Raw genomic sequence first — 18,541 nt, 5'->3', positions numbered from 1 at the left:
GGCATTTCGGTCGGTATGCGGAATCGACATCACCGCACATATCCAAGCTAGCGCGATCCGGCATCTATCGGGTGGAGATTCGACGCTGTGGCGGCATCGGTTGTCCGAACCGTGGTTCAGCGCACCGCGAGCGCGATCAGCTGAGTGCGTTGTTCGGCGGCGAAGTTGTTGTCCGCGACCAGCACCAATGTGCGCTCACCCGACGGCAGACGCGGGCCCCACGTCATCGCTTCGATATTGTCGACGGCCTCGATCCCGAGATCGGTGAGGTCGGCGACGAGCCGCTTCGCCACCGGACGCGCACCCGCGATCGGCGCGTCGAGCACATTGCTCGCGGCGGCGGTGTCGATCTCGAAGATTCGCACCCGGTTCCCCACGCCCTTGGCGAAAGCGCGTTCCACCACGAGGAATCGCGTCGGGTCGAGCGCGTCGTCGGCCAGGATCGCGGTCACGCCATTGCTCGCCTGCCCCGCCTCGGGTCGCGACTCGGCGAACACCGGTTCCAGCGGATACGCGTACTGCGCCAGCACCGGCCCGAACCTGGCCTGCACGGTGATCCGCGTCGTCGCCCCCGCTGTCGTGGTAGCTCCCGGTCCGTCCTGGATCAGCGGTCCCTCCATCGCGGTCACGAACAACGCCCCACCGGCGGCGAACGTCGCCCCTTCGAGCGCCTGATTCTGCCGCGGCCCCGAATCAGCCCGCATCCGTTCGTTTTCCGGGATCGGCAGCTCGGCGGCAAAACCGCCGTCGGCTCGCGTGACCCGCACCGACGGATCCGCGAGCACCCCACCGGCCCGCTCGCCTTCCTGCGTCCAGAAGTAGTCGCCAGTCCACGGATCCACCCGGATGTCCTCCGGATCCACCGACTTCGGCGAGTACACCGCGCCGTCGGCACGCCGCAGCGGAGCCGTCCCCGTGAAACTCACCTCGCCGATCCCCGTTTCCCCCACCGGAATCCGGGCCGTATAGAACCGAGCAGGTCCCTTCTCCGACCGATCGTCGCTGATCAGCACGTATTCCCCGGTGCCCGCCAGATAGTCGATCCCCGACAGCCCGCCGACCACAGTTCCCCGATAGTCCACGTCGTGCGCGACAACCTGCTCCCCCAACACCCGAACCCCGGGATCGGCCACCGCCCCCGGCGCACTCACCCCGACCACCATCGCACCGAAAAGTACCGCGGCTACCCGACGTCCCATGGGCCGCAACGCTATCCACCGGAGCACACGCCCGGGTTAACACCATCCGAACTGTCGGTCGCCCCGCTACGACAATGTCAGCGTCATCCTCGGCGCCCGCACAAAGTAGGGTCGATGGCAAGAACTCGGGCGGGCTCGGGGCGCCGTCGGGGATGACAAGGGGGGTTGGTCATGACGTATCCATCGGGGCAACAGGATCCCGGGGCGTGGGGGCAGCCGCCTGCCCCGTACGCACAGGAGATTCCGCCGCTCGGTCCGCCCCCACCGAAGTCGAATGCGGGGTGGATCGTCATCGCCCTGGTCGTGGTCGCCGGGTTGATCGTCGGCGCCGGGCTGCTCATATCGGCTGGTCGCGACGTTGCGGGTACGGCAGTGGCCGCGTCGGCGACCGGGAAGCCGTCTGATTCCACCACTTCGAGGAAGCCCACGACCACCACCAGCCCGAAGCCCAAGGCGCCGGCGCGGTTGAGTTATGTCGACTACGAAGGTCCGTGGAACTTCAAACTCGGCGACGTCGAGATGAAGGCCGACTGGGTGGAGGGGCGCGATCACAAGGATTGCGCGCCGATCGCGAAGGGCAGCAAGCTCACCGGACTCGGCTGCGAGTACGCCACCGAGATGCTGCTGACCGCCGAGGGTGGTGCCGTGAAGTTCACCCAGTTCGTGCTGGCGATGAAGGACGCGGCCGCCGCCGAAACCGCGGCCGAACAGGTCGAGGAAAAGGATCTGAACGTGCGCGCCGCGGGGATGATCGACGACTTCGAGACCGGCAAATGGAAGGCGGGCGCCTCGAAGGAATTCGTGGTGATCACCCTCGTGACCGCAACCGCAGCAGTCGAGGAGGCGCTCGTCGAGAAGTACCTGCGATACCGCCACGGCGACATCGTCGGCGCGATCGGCTTCCGCTAGCCCTGCTCTCGCGCCGCTCCGCGAACGCCCGCCACCTCGATGAGGTGACGGGCGTCCGGATCCGGCGCGAACCGGGAACTACCGACTTACTTGCGCAGCGAGGCCGGGACCTCGAAGCGCGGGCCGAACTTCGCGGCCAGCTCGTCGGCACGGGCCACGAAGGCCTCCTGGCCACCGGGGTAGCCCACGATGAACTGGTGCGAGCCACCCGACCAGGCCGGGAAGCCGATGCCGAAGATCGAGCCGATGTTCGCGTCGGCGGTGCTGGTGAGCACGCCTTCGTCGAAGCACTTCTGGGTCTCGATGGACTCGGCGAACATCATCCGGTCCTTGAGATCCTGGAAGGTGACGCCCTCCGGGAGCTCACGGCTCGAGCTGAAGATCTCGCGCAGGTCGTCCCACAGGCCGGTGGCCTTGCCGTCGACGTACTCGTAGAAGCCCGCGCCGCCCAGCTTGCCCTTGCGGTCGTACTTGTCGATCAGGGTGTTGAGGACCTCGGCGGTCTTCGCGGACGCGGCATTGAGCTCGCCACCGGCCGCGAGGATGGCCTCGGAGGTCTCCTTGTAGATCTTCTGCATGGTGGTGAAGTTCAGCTCGTCGCTGAGCTTCAGCGGCGCGGCCGGGTAGCCCGCCTGCAGACCGGCCTGCTCGACAGTGGCCGGGTCGATGCCCTCGGCGACCATGGAGATGGCCTCGTTGATGAAGGTACCGATCACGCGCGAGGTGAAGAAGCCACGGCTGTCGTTGACGACGATCGGGGTCTTCTTGATGGCGAGGGTGTAGTCGTACACCCGGGCCAGCGCCTCGTCGGAGGTCTTCTCGCCCTTGATGATCTCCACCAGCGGCATCTTGTCCACGGGGGAGAAGAAGTGGATACCGATGAAGTCCTCGGAGCGCTTCACACCGTCGGCCAGCAGGGTGATCGGCAGGGTCGAGGTGTTCGAGCCGAGCAGGGCATCGGCGTCGACGATGTCCTCGATCTCCTGGAAGACCTTGTTCTTGAGCTCCGGGTTCTCGAACACGGCCTCGATGACGAAGTCGACACCCTTGAAGTCGGCCGCGTCGGCCGAGGGGGTGATGCGAGCCAGCAGCGCGTCGGACTTCTCCTGGGTGGTCTTGCCACGCGAGAGTGCCTTGGCCTCGATGGCCTCGGCGTAGCCCTTGCCCTTGACGGCGTTGGCGAGCTCGACGTCCTTGAGCACGACCTCGTAGCCGGCCTTGGCCGAGACGTAGGCGATGCCCGCGCCCATCATGCCCGCGCCGATGACACCGATCTTCTTGATCTCACGCTTGGGCACATCGGCGACCGACGGACGCGAGCCACCACCGTTGATGTGGTTGAGGTCGAAGAAGAACGCCTGGATCATGTTCTTCGCGACCGGACCGGTCAGCAGGCTCGTGAAGTAACGGCCCTCGATGGTCAGCGCGTTGTCGATGTCGACCTGCGAACCCTCGACCGCCGCGGCCATGATGGCGCGCGGGGCGGGCATGTTGGTGCCCTTGATCTGCTTGCGCAGGTTGGCCGGGAACGCGGGCAGGTTCGCCGCGAAGGCCGGGGTGGACGGGGTGCCGCCGGGGATCCGGTAGCCCTTCTTGTCCCACGGCTGCGCCGCTTCGGGGTTGGCCGCGATCCACACCTTTGCGGCGGGGATCAGTTCCTCGACCGTGGCGACGACCTCGTCGATCAGGCCGATTTCCTTGGCCTTGGTGACGCGGTGACGCTGGCCCTGCAGCAGCACCTGCATCAGCGCGTTCTGCAGGCCGAGCATGCGCACGGTGCGGGTCACGCCGCCGCCACCGGGCAGCAGGCCGAGGGAGACCTCGGGCAGGCCGATGGCCGAACCCTTGACGTCGGCCGCGATGCGGTAGTGGGTGGCCAGCGCGATCTCCAGGCCGCCACCGAGGGCAGCGCCGTTGATGGCCGCGACGACCGGCTTGCCGAGCTGCTCGAGGCGACGCAGCGGGGCCTTGACGTCGGTGACCATCTTGACGACCTCGGCCGCGTTGTCCGGGCCGACCTTCATCATGTTCTTCAGGTCGCCGCCGGCGAAGAAGGTCTTCTTGCCGGAGGTGATGACGACACCGGTGATGTCGTCCTTCTCCGCCTCGAGGCGGTCGACGGTGGCGTTCATCGACGCGAGGTACGCGTCGTTCATGGTGTTGGCGCCCTGGCTGGGGTCGTCGATGGTGAGGACGACCACGCCGTCGGCGTCCTTCTCCCAGCCGATGATGTTGTCAGTCATAAGTTTTCGTTCTCTCCTGTGAGAAGTTGGGCCGGAAGGTCAGACGCGCTCGATGATGGTGGCAACACCCATGCCGCCACCGATGCACAGCGTGATCAGGCCGTAGCGCGCGTTGCGACGCTCCAGCTCGTCGAGCACGGTGCCGGTGATCATCGCGCCGGTGGCACCCAGCGGGTGGCCCATCGCGATCGCGCCGCCGTTGACGTTCAGCTTCTCGTCCGGGACGTTCAGGTCCTTCTGGAACTTCAGCACCACGGAGGCGAAGGCCTCGTTGATCTCGACGAGGTCCATGTCCTCGATCGTCAGACCGGCCTTGGCCAGCGCCTTCTTGGCTGCCGGGGTGGGGCCGGTCAGCATGATGGTGGAGTCCGCGCCGGAGGTGGCGGTCGCGACGACGCGGGCACGCGGGGTCAGACCCGAGTTCTTGCCCGCCTCTTCGGAACCGATCAGCAGCAGGGCGGCGCCGTCGACGATGCCCGAGCTGTTGCCACCGTGGTGGACGTGGTTGATCTTCTCGATGTAGGTGTACTTCTGCAGCGCGACGGCGTCGAAGCCACCCATCTCACCGACACCGGCGAAGGACGGGTTCAGCTTGCCCAGGTCGGCGGCGGTGGTGCCGGGACGCATGTGCTCGTCGTTGTCGAGCACGACGAGGCCGTTCTGGTCCTTGACCGGGACGATCGACTTGGCGAAGTAGCCGCCGGTGGTGGCCTTGGCCGCCAGGTCCTGCGAGCGCACGGCGTAGGCGTCGACATCGTCGCGGGAGAAGCCCTCGATGGTGGCGATCAGGTCGGCCGAGACACCCTGCGGCACGAAGTAGCCGTCGTAGTTGGTGGCCGGGTCGAGCGCCCAGGCGCCGCCGTCGGAGCCCATCGGCACGCGCGACATCGACTCGACGCCACCAGCGATGACGAGATCGTCGAAACCGGAGCGAACCTTCTGCGCAGCCAGGTTCACGGCCTCGAGGCCGGAAGCACAGAAGCGGTTGAGCTGGAAGCCACCGACGGTGTCGGGCAGACCCGCGATGGTGACCGCGACGCGGGCGATGTCCATGCCCTGGTCACCGACGGGGGTGACAACGCCGAGGATGAGGTCCGAGATCTGGTCCTCGTCGAGGTTCGGGAAGCGGACACGCAGCTCCTGGATCAGACCAACAGTCAGATCGATCGGCTTGACCGAGTGCAGCGAGCCGTTCTTCTTGCCGCGGCCGCGCGGAGTGCGGATGGCCTCGTAGATGTAGGCCTCTGTGGTCATATCGGAGTGTTTCCTTCCTTGGGGTGCGGTGGCCGCACGAACGCCACGACCGATCGGCTCAGCGTCGTACAAATCCCGGCAAGCACCAGCGGAGCATAGAAGCATGCTCCACCGGCGATCCCGGCCACCCGTTCATACTACCGTGGTGTGCGAACTCCGGTTAACTTAACGCGCTCCGGACGGTGGCTGTCAACCATCCAGACTCTTTGCCCCGAACTGTTCACGTAGCAACGCCAGAGCGACCTCGTCCGGGTCTTGACGGTCGCCCGGAGCCACCGGCACCGCGGCGGCGGCCAGCATCTCCCGTTCCTCCTCCGGCGTCGGCGGGGCGAGAACCGCGGCATTGCGCGCGGAATCGCCGCCGGACCGGGACTCCGGCCCGTCCTCCGGGCCCGGGTCATCGGGTAAGTCGGGGAAATCCGGCGGCGGAATGTCATCGTCGGACGAGCGGTTCGCGCGGTTCGGCGACTGGTTGCCCCCGGCTTGACTCGGCCGCGAGAACTTCGGCCGTCCCGCCGGCTTGCTCTCCGGACTGCCCGTCCCCCGCGCGGCCCCGGCCTTGGCGGCGGGCGCGGGTCGCGGCGGCGGTGCTCCGGTCTCCCAGCGCACATCCAGTTCACGCCCGAGCACGGCCCGCACCGCCGACCGCACCGCGTCGATATTGCGCGGATCGGACAACCGCTGCGCCAACGGCGGACTCTGATGCGCGAAAACGATCACATCACCCTCGACCCGCGACACCGCCGCCCCCGACAACAACGCCTGCAGCGTGGCACCGAACTCGCGGACCCGACCCTTGATCTCGGGCCACGCGGCATCGACGATCCCGACCAGATCCTCGGCGGGCTCGGCCGCCTGCGCCGCGCCGACCGGCGGCTCTGCCGGTGTGGCGTCGACCTGCGGTGCTTCGGCGGGATCCGGCTCGGGTTCCGGCCGCACCGGCGAATCCGCCTGCGGCGCTACTACTTCCGGCGCCGGGACCGGGGTCACGTCCGCGCGGGATGCGTCGATGTCGGTCGACGGCTCGGCGGACTGCTCGGGGCCTACGCCTTCCGATCGAATGCTGGAACGCGCCGGGCCTCTCGCTTCGACCGGCGGACCGTCGGCCGCAAGTCGCTGGGGGGCAATCACTTCCGCGGGAGCGCTGGTGGCAGATTGCCCGGCATCGATCGGCGCCGCGGCAGGGTCAGGCGTTGCCGAATCCACTGCGGGTGCCGGTTGGGTGGCGGGCGCCGCAGACTGCACGACAGGCGCGGACGGTGCGGACTGCGCAGCAGGCGCCGACGGTCCAGCAGGCGCGGACGGTGCAGCAGGCGCGGACGGTGCGGGCTGCACAGCAGGCGCCGACGGTGCGGACTCGGCGATCAGCGCAGCCTCAGCAGGCGGCGGCGCGGGAGTTCTCGGGGCGGCGGCCTTCTGTTCCGCGACAACAGGGTTCGCAACACCAGGTGCTGACGACCCACCGGTCGCCGCTTCCTTCTCGGCGCGAGCGGCGGCGAGAAGCTCCGCACCTCGCCGGCCGCTGGACGACGGGACAGCGGGGCGCTCGGCGGGCGACTCGCCCGCAGCTGGACCAGGACGCGCGGGAGCGGGGACCGATCCGCTCGCGAATCCGCGTTCCAGGCGTTCGAGGCGCTGCAGGGTCGCCGACTCGGCGTCGGAGACCGAGGGCAGGAGCATGCGGGCGCAGATCACTTCGAGCAGGAGGCGGGGCGCGGTGGCGCCGCGCATTTCGCCAAGGCCCTCGTGGAGGAGTTCGGCGTAGCGGGTGAGGGTGGCGGGGCCGAGGCGTTCGGCCTGGTCGCGCATCCGCTCCATGACGTCGCCGGGGCCGGAGACCAGGCCGCGGTCGGCGGCGTCGGGGACCGCGCGCAGCAGGATCAGGTCGCGCAGTCGTTCGAGCAGGTCGACGGCGAATCGGCGCGGATCGTGGCCCGCCTCCATCACCGAATCAACCGTGTTGAACAGGGCGGCACCATCATTGGCGGCCAACGCGTCGACGGCGTCGTCGATCAACGCCACATCGGTGACGCCGAGCAGCGAGACCGCGCGCGGATAGGTGACACCGTCGGGCCCGGCACCGGCCAACAGCTGGTCGAGCACGCTCAGGCTGTCGCGCGGCGAACCACCACCGGCCCGGATGACCAGCGGATACACCGCTTCCTCGACCGGCACATGCTCCTGCTCGCAGATCTTGCCGAGCAGCCCGCGCATGGTGGCAGGCGGCAGCAGACGGAACGGATAGTGGTGCGTGCGTGAGCGAATCGTCGGCAGCACCTTGTCGGGCTCGGTGGTGGCGAAGATGAAGATCAGGTGGGCTGGCGGTTCCTCGACGATCTTGAGCAACGCGTTGAAACCGGCCGTGGTGACCATGTGCGCCTCGTCGACGATGAACACCCGATAGCGCGACTCGGCGGGCGCGTAGAAGGCGCGATCGCGCAGCTCACGGGTGTCGTCGACACCACCGTGACTGGCCGCGTCGAGCTCGGTGACGTCGAGATTGCCCGACCCGCCCGGCCCGAGCGCCACACACGACGAGCACGTACCGCACGGCGTGGACGTTGGCCCCTCCACACAGTTCAGCGAGCGCGCGAGGATCCGAGCCGACGAGGTCTTACCGCAACCACGTGGCCCGGAGAACAGATACGCGTGACTGATCCGCCCGGTATCCAGCGCTGTACTCAGCGGGTCGGTGACGTGCTCCTGACCCACTACTTCTGCGAATGTCGCCGGTCGATACTTCCGGTACAGAGCCACGACCCACAGGCTACCGAGAGTGTCCGACAGGGTTTATCGGCGGCTGGCACTGTACCCACGCGCGGTGACGAACCCTTGATAATGATGTGACCCAAATCACATTGAATTTCGCGGTATGGAGCGTAGGTGTAAAGCGTGCCACCAGGCGCAACGGTCGAGCTATCGACTGCTTTACACGCGGCGAATCTACTGTCGAGCAGTCGGTTGATACTGGTTGCTGCGGTAATGCATACCAATTCCCCGGTTGACGGCTCCTTACTGGATGTAACGAAATCATGAACGGTCGTGACAGCGGCGCAAGTGCCTGGCTACCGTGGATCTCGGCAACTTCGGTGGCCAAACCTTCATCAGGTTGGTGACCCCGGCCGGTCCCTCATCCCGACCGGGGCACAACCTTCGCGCACCGATCGCTCCCCCACCGCATCGACCGGAGGAACGTTTCACCGTGCTGTCGTGTGATGACATCGCAACCGCCTGGCTCGCCCACACCGACTTCGCCGGCGACAACGCCGCCGTCGGGCTACTGAGCCGGGCGATCAGCCCACAAGACTTCGACATCAAACGCGACTCGTTACCCGTCGCGGCCGCGGCCGACCCGGCGACCGCCGACGCCATCCTGCAACTGCTCGAACGCGGGCAGGTGCCGACGATGGCGGCCATTCGCACGCTCACCGCGCAGAACGAGATGCGCCGCGAGGCCGAGCGAATCGAGCGGCTCGGCCGCCGCGCCCAGCGCAGTATCGACGAGTTCGGTCGCATTCTCGCCCGCCTCGCCGCCGCCCACTGGACCGACCACAATATCGGTCCGACCAGGCGCGATATCCTCGCCGACGCCGAGGTCTGCGAGCTCATCACCGAACGGGTCGGTGAGATCGCGCCGTCGGCGGTGAAGCATCTGTGGCTCATCGAACGGGCGCAGCGGGCCGGCTGGATCGCCTCGAACGCGACGCCGGGTTCACTGTGTCCGGCTCGGCGCTGGCACACCACCAAATACGGCAATCGGGTCTCCCAGAAGCCGGTCAACATGGTCGGCAAGCTGGTCGCGGGCTTCGTCTCCGAGCACACCGCCGACCGGGGCAAGCCGCCGAGCTGGGCGGTGCTCGCCCGCGACGCGCGCGACGATCGCGGCCGCCGCCTGTTCTTCGACGTGGCCGACGCGCATGCCCAGCGGCGCTGGCTCACCACCGCCGAATGGCTGGCCGACAGCGATGACCTGCCCATTCCCGGTAAGCGCGGCGCGCGGGCACTGGCCAAGGAAAACCGGGGCTAGCACCGCCACTCGAGGTGCGCGTTCGGTAACTTTCTCGCAACGCACTCACGCGTGAAAGGAGTTACCGTGCCCGCAACGATCGACCCAGCGGCCACTGCTTGGCTACTCGCGGCTACCGCCATGGTGCTGTTGATGACGCCCGCACTGGCCGTCTTCTACGGCGGGATGGTGCGCTCGACCGGCGTGCTGAACATGCTGATGATGAGCTTCATCGCGATCCCGCTGGTCACCGTGGTCTGGCTGGTCGCCGGCTACAGCCTCGCGTTCGGCGACGACGCGGGTGGCGGGTTGATCGGCAATCTGGAACACCTCGGGCTGGCCGGGATCGATCCCGGCTCCGTCCGCGGCACGATTCCGGAACTGCTGTTCGTCACCTTCCAGCTGACGTTCGCGATCCTCACCGCGGCCCTGGTCTCGGGTGCCATCGCCGACCGCGCCAAGTTCGCGGGCTGGATGGTGTTCGTTCCGCTGTGGACGCTGGCGGTGTACGCGCCGATCGCGCACTGGGTGTGGGGACCCGACGGCTGGCTGCTGAACTTCGGCGCGCTCGACTACGCGGGCGGCCTCGTGGTCGAGATCGCCTCCGGCGCTTCGGCCCTGGCCTTGGCGCTGGTCCTCGGGCCGCGCATCGGGTTCAACATCGACGCGATGCGTCCGCACAACCTGCCCTTCGTGCTGCTCGGTGCGGGTCTGCTGTGGTTCGGCTGGTTCGGTTTCAACGCGGGCTCCGCGCTCGGCGCCACCGGGACCGCGGCGGCGGTCTTCCTGAACACGCTGGTCGCGGGCAGCCTCGGCATGCTCGGCTGGCTCATCGTCGAACAGCTCCGCGACGGGCGGCCAACCACCTTCGGCGCGGCCTCCGGTGCGGTGGCCGGTCTGGTCGCGATCACCCCGTCCTGCGGCGTGGTGAACACCCTCGGTGCCGTGGTGGTCGGCCTGGCCGCCGGTGTGCTGTGTTCCTTCGCGGTCGGCTGGAAACACAAAGCGGGCTATGACGATTCACTCGACGTGGTCGGCGTGCACTTCGTCGGCGGCATCGTCGGCACGATCCTGATCGGCCTGCTGGCCACCCAGGTGATGACCGGCGGCGTGAACGGCCTGCTCTACGGCGGCGGGTTCGCCCAGCTCGGCAAGCAGCTCGTCGCGGTGCTGGTGGTGGCGGCCTACGCGTTCGCCGTCTCGTGGGTGCTCGGCAAGGGCATCGACAAGATCATCGGCTTCCGCGTGAGCAAGGAAGACGAGACCGCGGGCATCGACTTCGCCCTGCACGCCGAAACCGCCTATGCCGAAGGGGTACACGGCTCCTCGCCGCGCCGCTTCGGCGAAGGCCACTACGGGACCTAACTCACTTCGTCGGCTGGGGACAACCACGTGTTGCACTCGAAGTTGCGATTCTTCAGATAGCCGTGGTTGTACCAATTGCCGTTGTGATCGGGGGTGCCGTGATCGCGGTGGCGGCCGTTGCCGTCACCGCGGTTGTAGTTGTGCTTCACCGCGGCGTAGCCCTCCTGCGAGGTCCACGATCCGCCCGCTTCCGACGAACCGATGTACATGCCGCCGAAACAGCTGGCCTGCAGCTCCATTCGACGTGATGTCTCCAGCCCGCCCGCCGACATCGTGCCCTGCTCGCGGCGCTGATTCGACGAGGCCTGCAGCAGGCCGGTGAGCCCCTGGACGTGATGGCCGTACTCGTGCGCGTAGACCGACAGTGCTTCCATCGGCGGATAGGGGGTGTTGTGCAGGACCAGGCCCTCGGTCGACATGTAGATGGTGCTCGACGCGCTGCAGTAGAACGCGTCACTGGTGGCGCCGCCACACGGCGATGACAACTGCGAAGGTTGTTCCGCGACAACCAGGCCCGGGCTTTTGAACGGCAGATTCGCGGCGGCCAGATTCGACCGCCACATCTGATCGAGGCAGACCTGCGCCGCCGCGAAGAACGCCTTGGCCACCGCCGCGGCGGTCGACCAGCGCGGCAGATCACAGTCCATATTCGACAGGCCCGCATCGTCGTTCTTGAACAGCGGGTGCTGGCCGAGCGCGATAACAGGTTGCGGCCCCGCCGGTTTCGTCGTGGTCGGCGCCGTGCTGCGCGCGGTGGTGGTGGCACGCGCGGTCGTCGTCGGATTCGTGGTCGGCGCAGGCGAATTCGAGCTGTAGGTGAAACTCGGTGGCGTCGTCTGCGCGCCCCTGTCCGGCGAGGTCTGATCGGACAGCGTCACCGCCGCCACCAGCCCTGCGACGACGCCGAACACGATCAATACCGTCAGCACCGCACCGGCCACACCCGAACTACCCCGACGCGGCGGCGGATATCCCTGCGGCGCATAGCCGTACGGCGGCGGCAATGGCCTGCCGTACGGCGGCATCGCGGGCCGACCAGACGGTGGCATCTGCCCGCCATAAGGCGACGGCATCCGCCCGCCGTAGGGCGGCGGCACGGGCCGGCCATAGGGCGGCTGCGGAGGAGGCGGGGGATACATCAATCACCTGACAACTGATCACGCACGGACATGGGTAACTCACCGGGCACGAGCCAACTCACCCCGCACCACACCGTCGGCCGCCAACGCTACCTATGCGGCACACAAGTCTGGCTAGAAGGCCCGGAGTGGCGGTACAGCCTCAGCTCACTTCGCTCGCAGCGACTATGAAGGTGTTGCACTGGGCGGTGAGGTTGCGGTTGAGGCCGGCTTCGAACCATTGGCCGCCGTGCTCGGCGGTGCCGTGGTCGCGCATGTCGCCTACGCCGTCACCGCGGCCGTAGGAATCCTTGGTGGCGACCGTGACCTGCGAGGAGGACAGCGAGCCGCCGCCCTTCGAGGAGGCGATGAACATGCCGTCGAAGCAGTTGGCCTGCAACTCGACTCGGCGCGAGAGCTCGAGGCCCTTGGCCGAGCGGGCGCCCGCGTCGACGCGCTCGCTGTTGGCCTTGCGCAGGATGCCCGACTGGGCCTGCACGTGGTGGCCGTACTCGTGCGCGAACACCGATAGGTACACGACCCAGTTGTCGCGGAACTGCTCGGTCTGCAGCTGGCTGATCGGCATGTAGATGGTCTTGTTCGCCGGGCAGTAGAAAGCGGCGAAGTTACTCGTCGATCCGGTGCACGGGGTGGTGATGCCGTCGGTGGTCGCGGTGATGCTGAGGGTCGGCGACTCGAAGGGCAGATTGTTCGCCGCCAGCAGCGGCTTCCATGCCGATTCGAGGCACGTCGCGGCCGATTCGAAGAAGGCGCGTGCCTTGTCGACCGAGGTGCCCCACGGCGCGTAGTCGCACGAGGCCGGGACCAGGGTGCCGTCGGAGTCGGTGAGCAGCGGGTTGTCGCCGGTCGCGGCGGGCGCGGTGCCGGGCTGAGGCTCGTAGGTGGTGGTCGGTTTCGGGCCGATCGCGCCGATCCCGAGGTCGACGCCGGTGTTGACGGCATACTTCACCAGGCCGCCGACCAGCAGGAAGATGAGGACGAGGATCAGCGAGGTGAAACCACCGCCGCGCTTACGTGGCGGCGGAGTCGGCCTGCCCGGCGGACCGTAGGGCATCGGGGGCGGGCGGTATCCCGGCGGCGGACCGTACGCCGGACGCTGCTGCCCGTAACCCTGTGGCTGGGAATATCCGGGATGGCCCTGCGGCTGTGGATAACCTTGCGGCCCATAACCCGGTTGTGGCCGGTATCCCGGGGGCGGCCCATAGCCAGGGGGTGGTGGAACCGGACGTCCACCTGGGCCGTTCGGCCCATAACCGTACGGTGGTTGAGTCACTCCCCCGTACCCCCCTCGTCTCATGAGTCGTCGACAGCCGCTGACGCAGAATAGCAAGCTGTCTAGAGTAAGCACCCATGCTGACTTTTCGGGGGGGCGCCGCGGGCGCGCTGCTACTCGCTGCGGCGGGTCTGCTCGTGGCCGCGCCGGTAGCCCACACGGAGCCCTCGACCTCCGGTGTTTCGATTACCGCCGACCTCACGCTGACCGAAACCGGTGTGCTCGAGGTCATCGAAACTGTCGCGGTACCCGCCGACGGAAATTTCACCATGTCGCTGCCGCTGCGCCTCAAGGTCGGTGACGATGTCGAACGCGTCTTCAAGGTCACCGATGTGACCGCGACCGGTAGCGGCACCGCCACCACCGCCAACGACCAGTTCGTCGTCGAAGCCAAGCCCGGCGAATCGAAGTTCACGTATACGGTGCACAACACCGTCTCCGACATGCCGGGCACGCAGGTGTTCCACTGGCTGGGCGTACTCAACGCCGATATCGCCGTGCTCGACGTCTCGGTGATCAGCCCGAGCTTCCAAATGGGCATCGTGGACTGCAAACTCGGCTCCGCGGGCAATGCCAAGCCGTGCGCCGACGTCCACACCGAACCCGACGGCGTGCTCTACCTGCACCAGACCGACCTGCGCAAGGGCGATGCCATCGACCTCACCTTGCAGATGCCCCCCGGCACCGTGCCCGCGAATGCCGATGTGCGCGGCGGAGATACGGGCCCCTTCGCCTTCACCACGCCAGTGCTCGTCGCCTTCGGCGCCTTCCTGCTCGCCCTGGCGGGCATGATCGCCTACGTGCTGCTGGCGCGGAAGCGGGCCGCCGCCGCGGTGGCGGGCAGCGACGCGTTCGATCCGCTGATCCAGCAGGGCGGCCGCGTCGAGTTCACCTCGCCCGACGGCGTGCTCCCCGGCGAGGCGGGCCTGATCATCGACGAACACGCCGACCCGGTCGACATCGCCGCCACCGTCGTCGATCTCGCGGTCCGGCGCTACCTGTGGATCACGCCGGTGAACGCGCGCGGTGAGGACGATTGGCGCATCAGCCGCGTCAACGCCCCCGACGACCAGTTGCGCGAATACGAACGCACCGTCTACGACATGCTGCTCCCCGAGGGCACCGACACCGTCGCCGTCCGCGAACTACGCGCCCCCGGCCGCCTGCAACTCGACCCGATCCGCGCCGCCATGCGCAACGACGCCGTAGCCACCGGCGCCTTCGCCGACCCCAAACAGCGCGCCCTCCCCCGCTGGATCGGCGCCGCCCTGATCGCCCTCGGCCTGATCATCACGGTCACCCTCGCCCTGACCACGGGCCACGCCCTGGTCGGCGTAGCCATCGCGCTGGCCGGCGGCGCAGCAATGCTCCTCCCGAACTACCTCCCCACCCGAACCCCCCTCGGCGACACCGTCGCAGGCCGAATCCGCGCCATGCACCGCGGCCTCGACACCGTCACCCGCGACCGCATCCCCCCCATCGACCAGGAAACAATCTTCTCCCGCGCCCTCCCCTACACGGTGATCAGCGGCCGAGCAGACAACTGGATCCGCACCTTCCGAGACATGAACCCCGCCGCCGATTCCCAACCAGGCCTCTACTGGTTCGCCGGCTACGACCGAGACCCCAACCTCCACCGCTTCGCCGCCCAATTCCCCTTCTTCATAACGGCACTAGAAGGCGCCTTCAACCCACACTGAGCCCCGCCCGTCTCCGCCTCCGTCTCCGTCTTCAACAACCCACACTGAGCCCCGACCGTCTCGGTCTCCGTCTCCGTCCTCAACAACCCACCCAACCCAGCCACCGCACTCCCGACCCTTAGGGAGGGACGGCCACGCAGTGGCCGGTCGCGGCCGGGTCGCCGGTTAGCCGCCGGGGCGTACGCGACGAAGGAGCAAGCCCCGGTGGCTAACCGGCGGCCCCTCGGGGCCGCGACTCGAGCGCGCCAGCGCTCCAATAAACACAGCCAGCGCCTCTAGGACTACCAAACCCCGCGCCCTGCCACACAAACCCGCCCCGGGACTACCAAACCCCACGCCCTGCCACACAAACCCGCCCCGGGACTACCAAACCCCGCACTCCGCCACACAAACCCGCCCCGGGACCACCAAACCCCAGCCCACCTAAACCCGCCGAACAGCCGCCAGCGGATCCGCGTACAACGCACTCAACGAAGTAACCACCGCCGCGAACTCCTGCACCTTCCCCCCGAACCCACTGATCCGAACATCCGTCGCAGCCAACTGCGTACTCTGCGAAAACGCCCGAGCCACATGCCCCAGCGCAGGCCGATACCCCGTAAAAGCCTGCCCACCCAACACAACTCGATCCGGGTTGAGCATGTCCCGCACCAGCGCGACAGTCTGCCCGAGCATCGTCGCCCGCTCGGCAAGCAATTCCCGCGCCGACTCCGACCCCGACTCCGCCGCCCGATACAGATCGTTGATCGTCCCGGCAGTCCCGTTGTGCGCCGGGATAATTCCCCGTCCCACCGCCCGAGCCTGCAACGCCCGATCGCCGACCGTCACTTCCAAGCACCCACGCCGCCCGCACGTGCACTGCACATCGGACCCCGTCGGCAGATGGGCGATCGACCCCGGCCCGTTGCTCGGAGTGTGCACCCGACCGTCGAGAGTCACTGCGATACCAGCGGTCTCACGAACGTAGAAGTAGAGGCTGCTGCCGTGCTGAGCGGCGGGGAGTTCGGTATCGGGCTCGGGACGACGAGCGTCGAAGGTCGGCAGCAGCAGCTCCGAAGCCGCCATCGCCTCGACGTGCGGCGCGACGGAAACCGGCAGCTCGAGCACATCACCGAGCACCTGCCCGATCGGCGCGCCCTTCCATTCCAGCTTCGGATGGTCGACCACCCCGCTCTGCGGATCCACCCGCCCACCGATGGCGACACCCGCCCACAGCGGCGTGCGCCGATGCCACCGCTGCAGAAACGCCTTGGCGCTGCGAGCGACGGTGGTGACCGCGAATTCCTGCCCGGTCTGCGGCGTCGCGATGGCGAGCCCACCGAGAATCCGTCCACGCAGATCCGCGGCAACGATCTTCGTCGCCTCGGCACCGATGTGGATGCCAAGGGTCAGATACGCGTCGTGATCGATCTCGAACGGCACTCGCGGCCTGCCGACTGCACCCGCGGCGGTGAGATCGGGTCGCTCACGCAGTAGTCCCGCCGAAAGCAACGACGCCACTTGCCGATTCACGGTGGCGATACTCAAACCCGTTGCCCGTGCGGCATTGTCGCGCGAGACAGGGCCCGAGGCCGCGGTACGCAGCACAGCGGCAGCGGGGTTGTCGCTACGCCGCAGCTCCGGCGGTACGACGGGTCGGGAAACTCGAGGACGACCGGCGCCCGCCCGGGAGACGGGGCGATCGATGATAGGAGCAGACATATGAAGTTCCTTGCTGAAATCCCGTTGTCCCAACGGGATTGCCTACACGTATAACGTGGCGGCGAGGGAGCCGAAGACGACTCAGCCGCAGTGGCAGGAACGACACAGTTCACGCGTCAACGGCAACCGCAGACCCAGCGCGGCGGTCACATAGGTGACCCGCTCAGCGGTGAGATGGTTGCCGGACATAACAATCAAGTTAACACCGAATCCGGACCCATCCAAGCCGAACCGGCGAATTGTGCGATGCGGCACACCATCACCGCAGGTCAGCGTCGTGCCAAAGCAGCAGCACCCCTGCGGGAACCGAAGTTCCCGCAGGGGATTCGAATGCAGAACTGCTCTTACTTGGCCGGAGCAGGCGCGTTGAAGGGCTGGTTGATCGTGGTGAAGTACTGGATCGCCGCACCGATCGCGACCGGAGCAGTGACCAGGATCTGCCCCGCGATGACGCCGAGCGCACCGAACGTGGTGGCGCCGACGAGGCAGCCGCCGATGCCGCCGGGGACCGAGCCGACCAGGAAGCCGAGAAGACCACCGGCGACCGCACCGGAGGCAGCACCCGCGACGCAACCGACGGCCGCGCCACCGAGTCCACCGACCAAGGTGCCGATGGAGGCACCGAGCGAGATGGTGGAGGTCAAACGGCTCCAGGCAGCCTGCTCACGCTCGTATTCCGTCTTCCATGGGGCCTTGTCCTCATACGGCAGCGCGACCGGTTTGTACACGGCCCTGGCCGGATCCAGCTGCGGCGTCAGCGTCGCGGTGTTGCCCGAGATCTCCGCCGCGATCGGCAGTTCGAACTCGTCGAGGCGGAACGCCAGCGGGGTGCCCGCGACGACGGTGCCGTTGGCGGCCTTGATCTTGAAGACGCCGTCCTCTTCGACCAGCGAGCCCGCGTCGGTGGTGATGACGGCCTTCGACTCGTCGACGACCTCGGCGGTGTAGTTGATCGGGGCGGCGGTCTCGTCGGCCGGCGCGGCGTTCACCGTCCCCGCCGTGACACCGGTAGCCACGGTCAACAGCGCCGCGACCACGGCGAATTTCCTAATCTTCATAAACTGCCAATCCCTCATCTGTCGTGGAGCTGTTCGAGTTGCCAGCTTCGAGCAGATCCACCCCCGTGACGAGGGAAAAAAGCAGCTAGATCTTAACTAAGAATTCATTTCTCGGCCTTCGCGGCCGCCTTGGCCTGCTTCTTGAATTCCCTTACTTCCGACAGCGTTTCGGCATCGACCACATCGGCGACCGAGCGTCGCGATCCGTCATCGCCATAGGATCCGGCCGCTTTTCGCCACCCTTCGGGCTGCACGCCGCGCTGCTTGCCGAGCAGCGCGAGAAAGATCTTCGCCTTCTGCGCCCCGAACCCCGGCAGGTCCTGCAACCGGCGCAGCACCTCCTTCCCATCGGGATCACCCGAGGTCCAGATCTGCGCGGGTACCCCGTCGTAGTGCTCGATCACGTACTGGGCCAGCGCCTGCGCCCGGCGCGCCATCGACCGCCCGTATCGATGAATAGCGGGCGGTGTCGCCGCGAGTTCCTCGAATTCGGCCGGATCGGCTTCGGCGATCTGCCGCAGCGAGAAACCCCCCATGCGCTCGGCGAGTTTGCGCGGCCCACGAAACGCGTGCTCCATCGGGTACTGCTGATCGAGCAGCATCCCCAGCAGCAGCGCGAAATCGTCGGTGCTGAGCAGTTCGTCGGCCTCGGATTCCTGCGCGAGGCACAGCGTGCGAGTCATACATTCATCGT

Annotated in this window: 13 protein-coding genes; 4 read left to right on the top strand and 9 right to left on the bottom strand. The window is 67.5% G+C overall.

Annotated features, from left to right (window positions below; all coding sequences use genetic code 11):
- Positions 1-116 precede the first annotated feature (116 nt).
- Positions 117-1,199 carry an esterase-like activity of phytase family protein gene (locus ACQHI0_RS29695; protein ID WP_427905052.1) on the bottom strand — a complete coding sequence of 361 codons (1,083 nt, stop codon included), beginning with the start codon at positions 1,197-1,199 and terminating at the stop codon, positions 117-119.
- Positions 1,200-1,370: 171 nt separating this feature from the next.
- On the opposite strand from ACQHI0_RS29695, the gene ACQHI0_RS29690 reads away from it, so the two are divergent.
- A complete protein-coding gene (locus ACQHI0_RS29690) occupies positions 1,371-2,108 on the top strand; it encodes a hypothetical protein (RefSeq protein WP_427905051.1) in 738 nt (245 codons plus the stop codon).
- Between the two features lie 86 nt (positions 2,109-2,194).
- On the opposite strand, the gene ACQHI0_RS29685 is transcribed toward ACQHI0_RS29690, so the two are convergent.
- From ACQHI0_RS29685 to ACQHI0_RS29675, 3 genes are all read right to left on the bottom strand, one after another.
- Complete coding sequence (locus tag ACQHI0_RS29685) at positions 2,195-4,351, bottom strand: 3-hydroxyacyl-CoA dehydrogenase NAD-binding domain-containing protein (protein ID WP_427905050.1); 2,157 nt, start codon at positions 4,349-4,351, stop codon at positions 2,195-2,197.
- A gap of 39 nt (positions 4,352-4,390) precedes the next feature.
- Positions 4,391-5,605 (bottom strand): acetyl-CoA C-acetyltransferase, encoded by a 1,215-nt coding sequence (locus ACQHI0_RS29680; protein WP_427905049.1) that lies wholly within the window; start codon positions 5,603-5,605, stop codon positions 4,391-4,393.
- Between the two features lie 189 nt (positions 5,606-5,794).
- Positions 5,795-8,362, bottom strand: coding sequence for a DNA polymerase III subunit gamma and tau (locus ACQHI0_RS29675; RefSeq protein ID WP_427905048.1), 2,568 nt, complete (start codon positions 8,360-8,362; stop codon positions 5,795-5,797).
- A gap of 445 nt (positions 8,363-8,807) precedes the next feature.
- Here ACQHI0_RS29675 and ACQHI0_RS29670 point away from each other — a divergent pair, with 445 nt between their 5' ends.
- The gene (locus ACQHI0_RS29670) at positions 8,808-9,632 is read left to right on the top strand and encodes a hypothetical protein (RefSeq protein WP_427905047.1); all 825 of its coding nucleotides are present in this window, start codon (positions 8,808-8,810) and stop codon (positions 9,630-9,632) included.
- Positions 9,633-9,698: 66 nt separating this feature from the next.
- Positions 9,699-10,976, top strand: a complete 1,278-nt coding sequence (locus ACQHI0_RS29665; RefSeq protein WP_427905046.1) for an ammonium transporter — start codon at positions 9,699-9,701, stop codon at positions 10,974-10,976.
- Here ACQHI0_RS29665 and ACQHI0_RS29660 read toward each other — a convergent pair.
- Complete coding sequence (locus tag ACQHI0_RS29660; protein WP_427905045.1) at positions 10,973-12,025, bottom strand: neutral zinc metallopeptidase; 1,053 nt, start codon at positions 12,023-12,025, stop codon at positions 10,973-10,975. The two genes, ACQHI0_RS29665 and ACQHI0_RS29660, sit on opposite strands and share 4 nt — an antisense overlap.
- A 232-nt stretch (positions 12,026-12,257) precedes the next feature.
- Positions 12,258-13,169, bottom strand: a complete 912-nt coding sequence (locus tag ACQHI0_RS29655) for a neutral zinc metallopeptidase (RefSeq protein WP_427905044.1) — start codon at positions 13,167-13,169, stop codon at positions 12,258-12,260.
- A 296-nt stretch (positions 13,170-13,465) separates the two neighbouring features.
- Between ACQHI0_RS29655 and ACQHI0_RS29650 the strand changes: the two genes are divergently transcribed.
- Positions 13,466-15,088, top strand: a complete 1,623-nt coding sequence (locus ACQHI0_RS29650; RefSeq protein WP_427905043.1) for a DUF2207 family protein — start codon at positions 13,466-13,468, stop codon at positions 15,086-15,088.
- A 423-nt stretch (positions 15,089-15,511) separates the two neighbouring features.
- Here ACQHI0_RS29650 and ACQHI0_RS29645 read toward each other — a convergent pair whose 3' ends face one another.
- From ACQHI0_RS29645 to ACQHI0_RS29635, 3 genes are all read right to left on the bottom strand, one after another.
- Positions 15,512-16,789 carry an ROK family protein gene (locus ACQHI0_RS29645; protein WP_427905042.1) on the bottom strand — a complete coding sequence of 426 codons (1,278 nt, stop codon included), beginning with the start codon at positions 16,787-16,789 and terminating at the stop codon, positions 15,512-15,514.
- A gap of 344 nt (positions 16,790-17,133) precedes the next feature.
- Positions 17,134-17,847, bottom strand: coding sequence for a hypothetical protein (locus ACQHI0_RS29640; protein WP_427905041.1), 714 nt, complete (start codon positions 17,845-17,847; stop codon positions 17,134-17,136).
- 104 nt (positions 17,848-17,951) lie between these two features.
- Positions 17,952-18,530, bottom strand: coding sequence for an HhH-GPD-type base excision DNA repair protein (locus tag ACQHI0_RS29635; RefSeq protein ID WP_427905040.1), 579 nt, complete (start codon positions 18,528-18,530; stop codon positions 17,952-17,954).
- Positions 18,531-18,541: the final 11 nt, after the last annotated feature.

It is taken from the genome of Nocardia sp. FBN12 (assembly GCF_050320175.1).
In the GTDB taxonomy this organism is placed as follows: Bacteria; Actinomycetota; Actinomycetes; order Mycobacteriales; family Mycobacteriaceae; genus Nocardia.
The sequence above is the reverse complement of the archived record's forward strand: the minus strand, read 5'-3'. Positions and strand labels throughout refer to the sequence as shown.

Bases quoted from the DNA above. Each gene is read 5' to 3' on its own strand.
- ACQHI0_RS29690 (WP_427905051.1), top strand. From the start codon at position 1,371: ATGACGTATCCATCGGGGCAACAGGATCCCGGGGCGTGGGGGCAGCCG.
- ACQHI0_RS29640 (WP_427905041.1), bottom strand. From the start codon at position 17,847: ATGAAGATTAGGAAATTCGCCGTGGTCGCGGCGCTGTTGACCGTGGCT.
- ACQHI0_RS29660 (WP_427905045.1), bottom strand. From the start codon at position 12,025: ATGCCACCGTCTGGTCGGCCCGCGATGCCGCCGTACGGCAGGCCATTG.
- ACQHI0_RS29685 (WP_427905050.1), bottom strand. From the start codon at position 4,351: ATGACTGACAACATCATCGGCTGGGAGAAGGACGCCGACGGCGTGGTC.
- ACQHI0_RS29695 (WP_427905052.1), bottom strand. From the start codon at position 1,199: ATGGGACGTCGGGTAGCCGCGGTACTTTTCGGTGCGATGGTGGTCGGG.
- ACQHI0_RS29655 (WP_427905044.1), bottom strand. From the start codon at position 13,169: ATGCCCTACGGTCCGCCGGGCAGGCCGACTCCGCCGCCACGTAAGCGC.
- ACQHI0_RS29645 (WP_427905042.1), bottom strand. From the start codon at position 16,789: ATGTCTGCTCCTATCATCGATCGCCCCGTCTCCCGGGCGGGCGCCGGT.
- ACQHI0_RS29680 (WP_427905049.1), bottom strand. From the start codon at position 5,605: ATGACCACAGAGGCCTACATCTACGAGGCCATCCGCACTCCGCGCGGC.
- ACQHI0_RS29635 (WP_427905040.1), bottom strand. From the start codon at position 18,530: ATGACTCGCACGCTGTGCCTCGCGCAGGAATCCGAGGCCGACGAACTG.
- ACQHI0_RS29650 (WP_427905043.1), top strand. From the start codon at position 13,466: ATGCTGACTTTTCGGGGGGGCGCCGCGGGCGCGCTGCTACTCGCTGCG.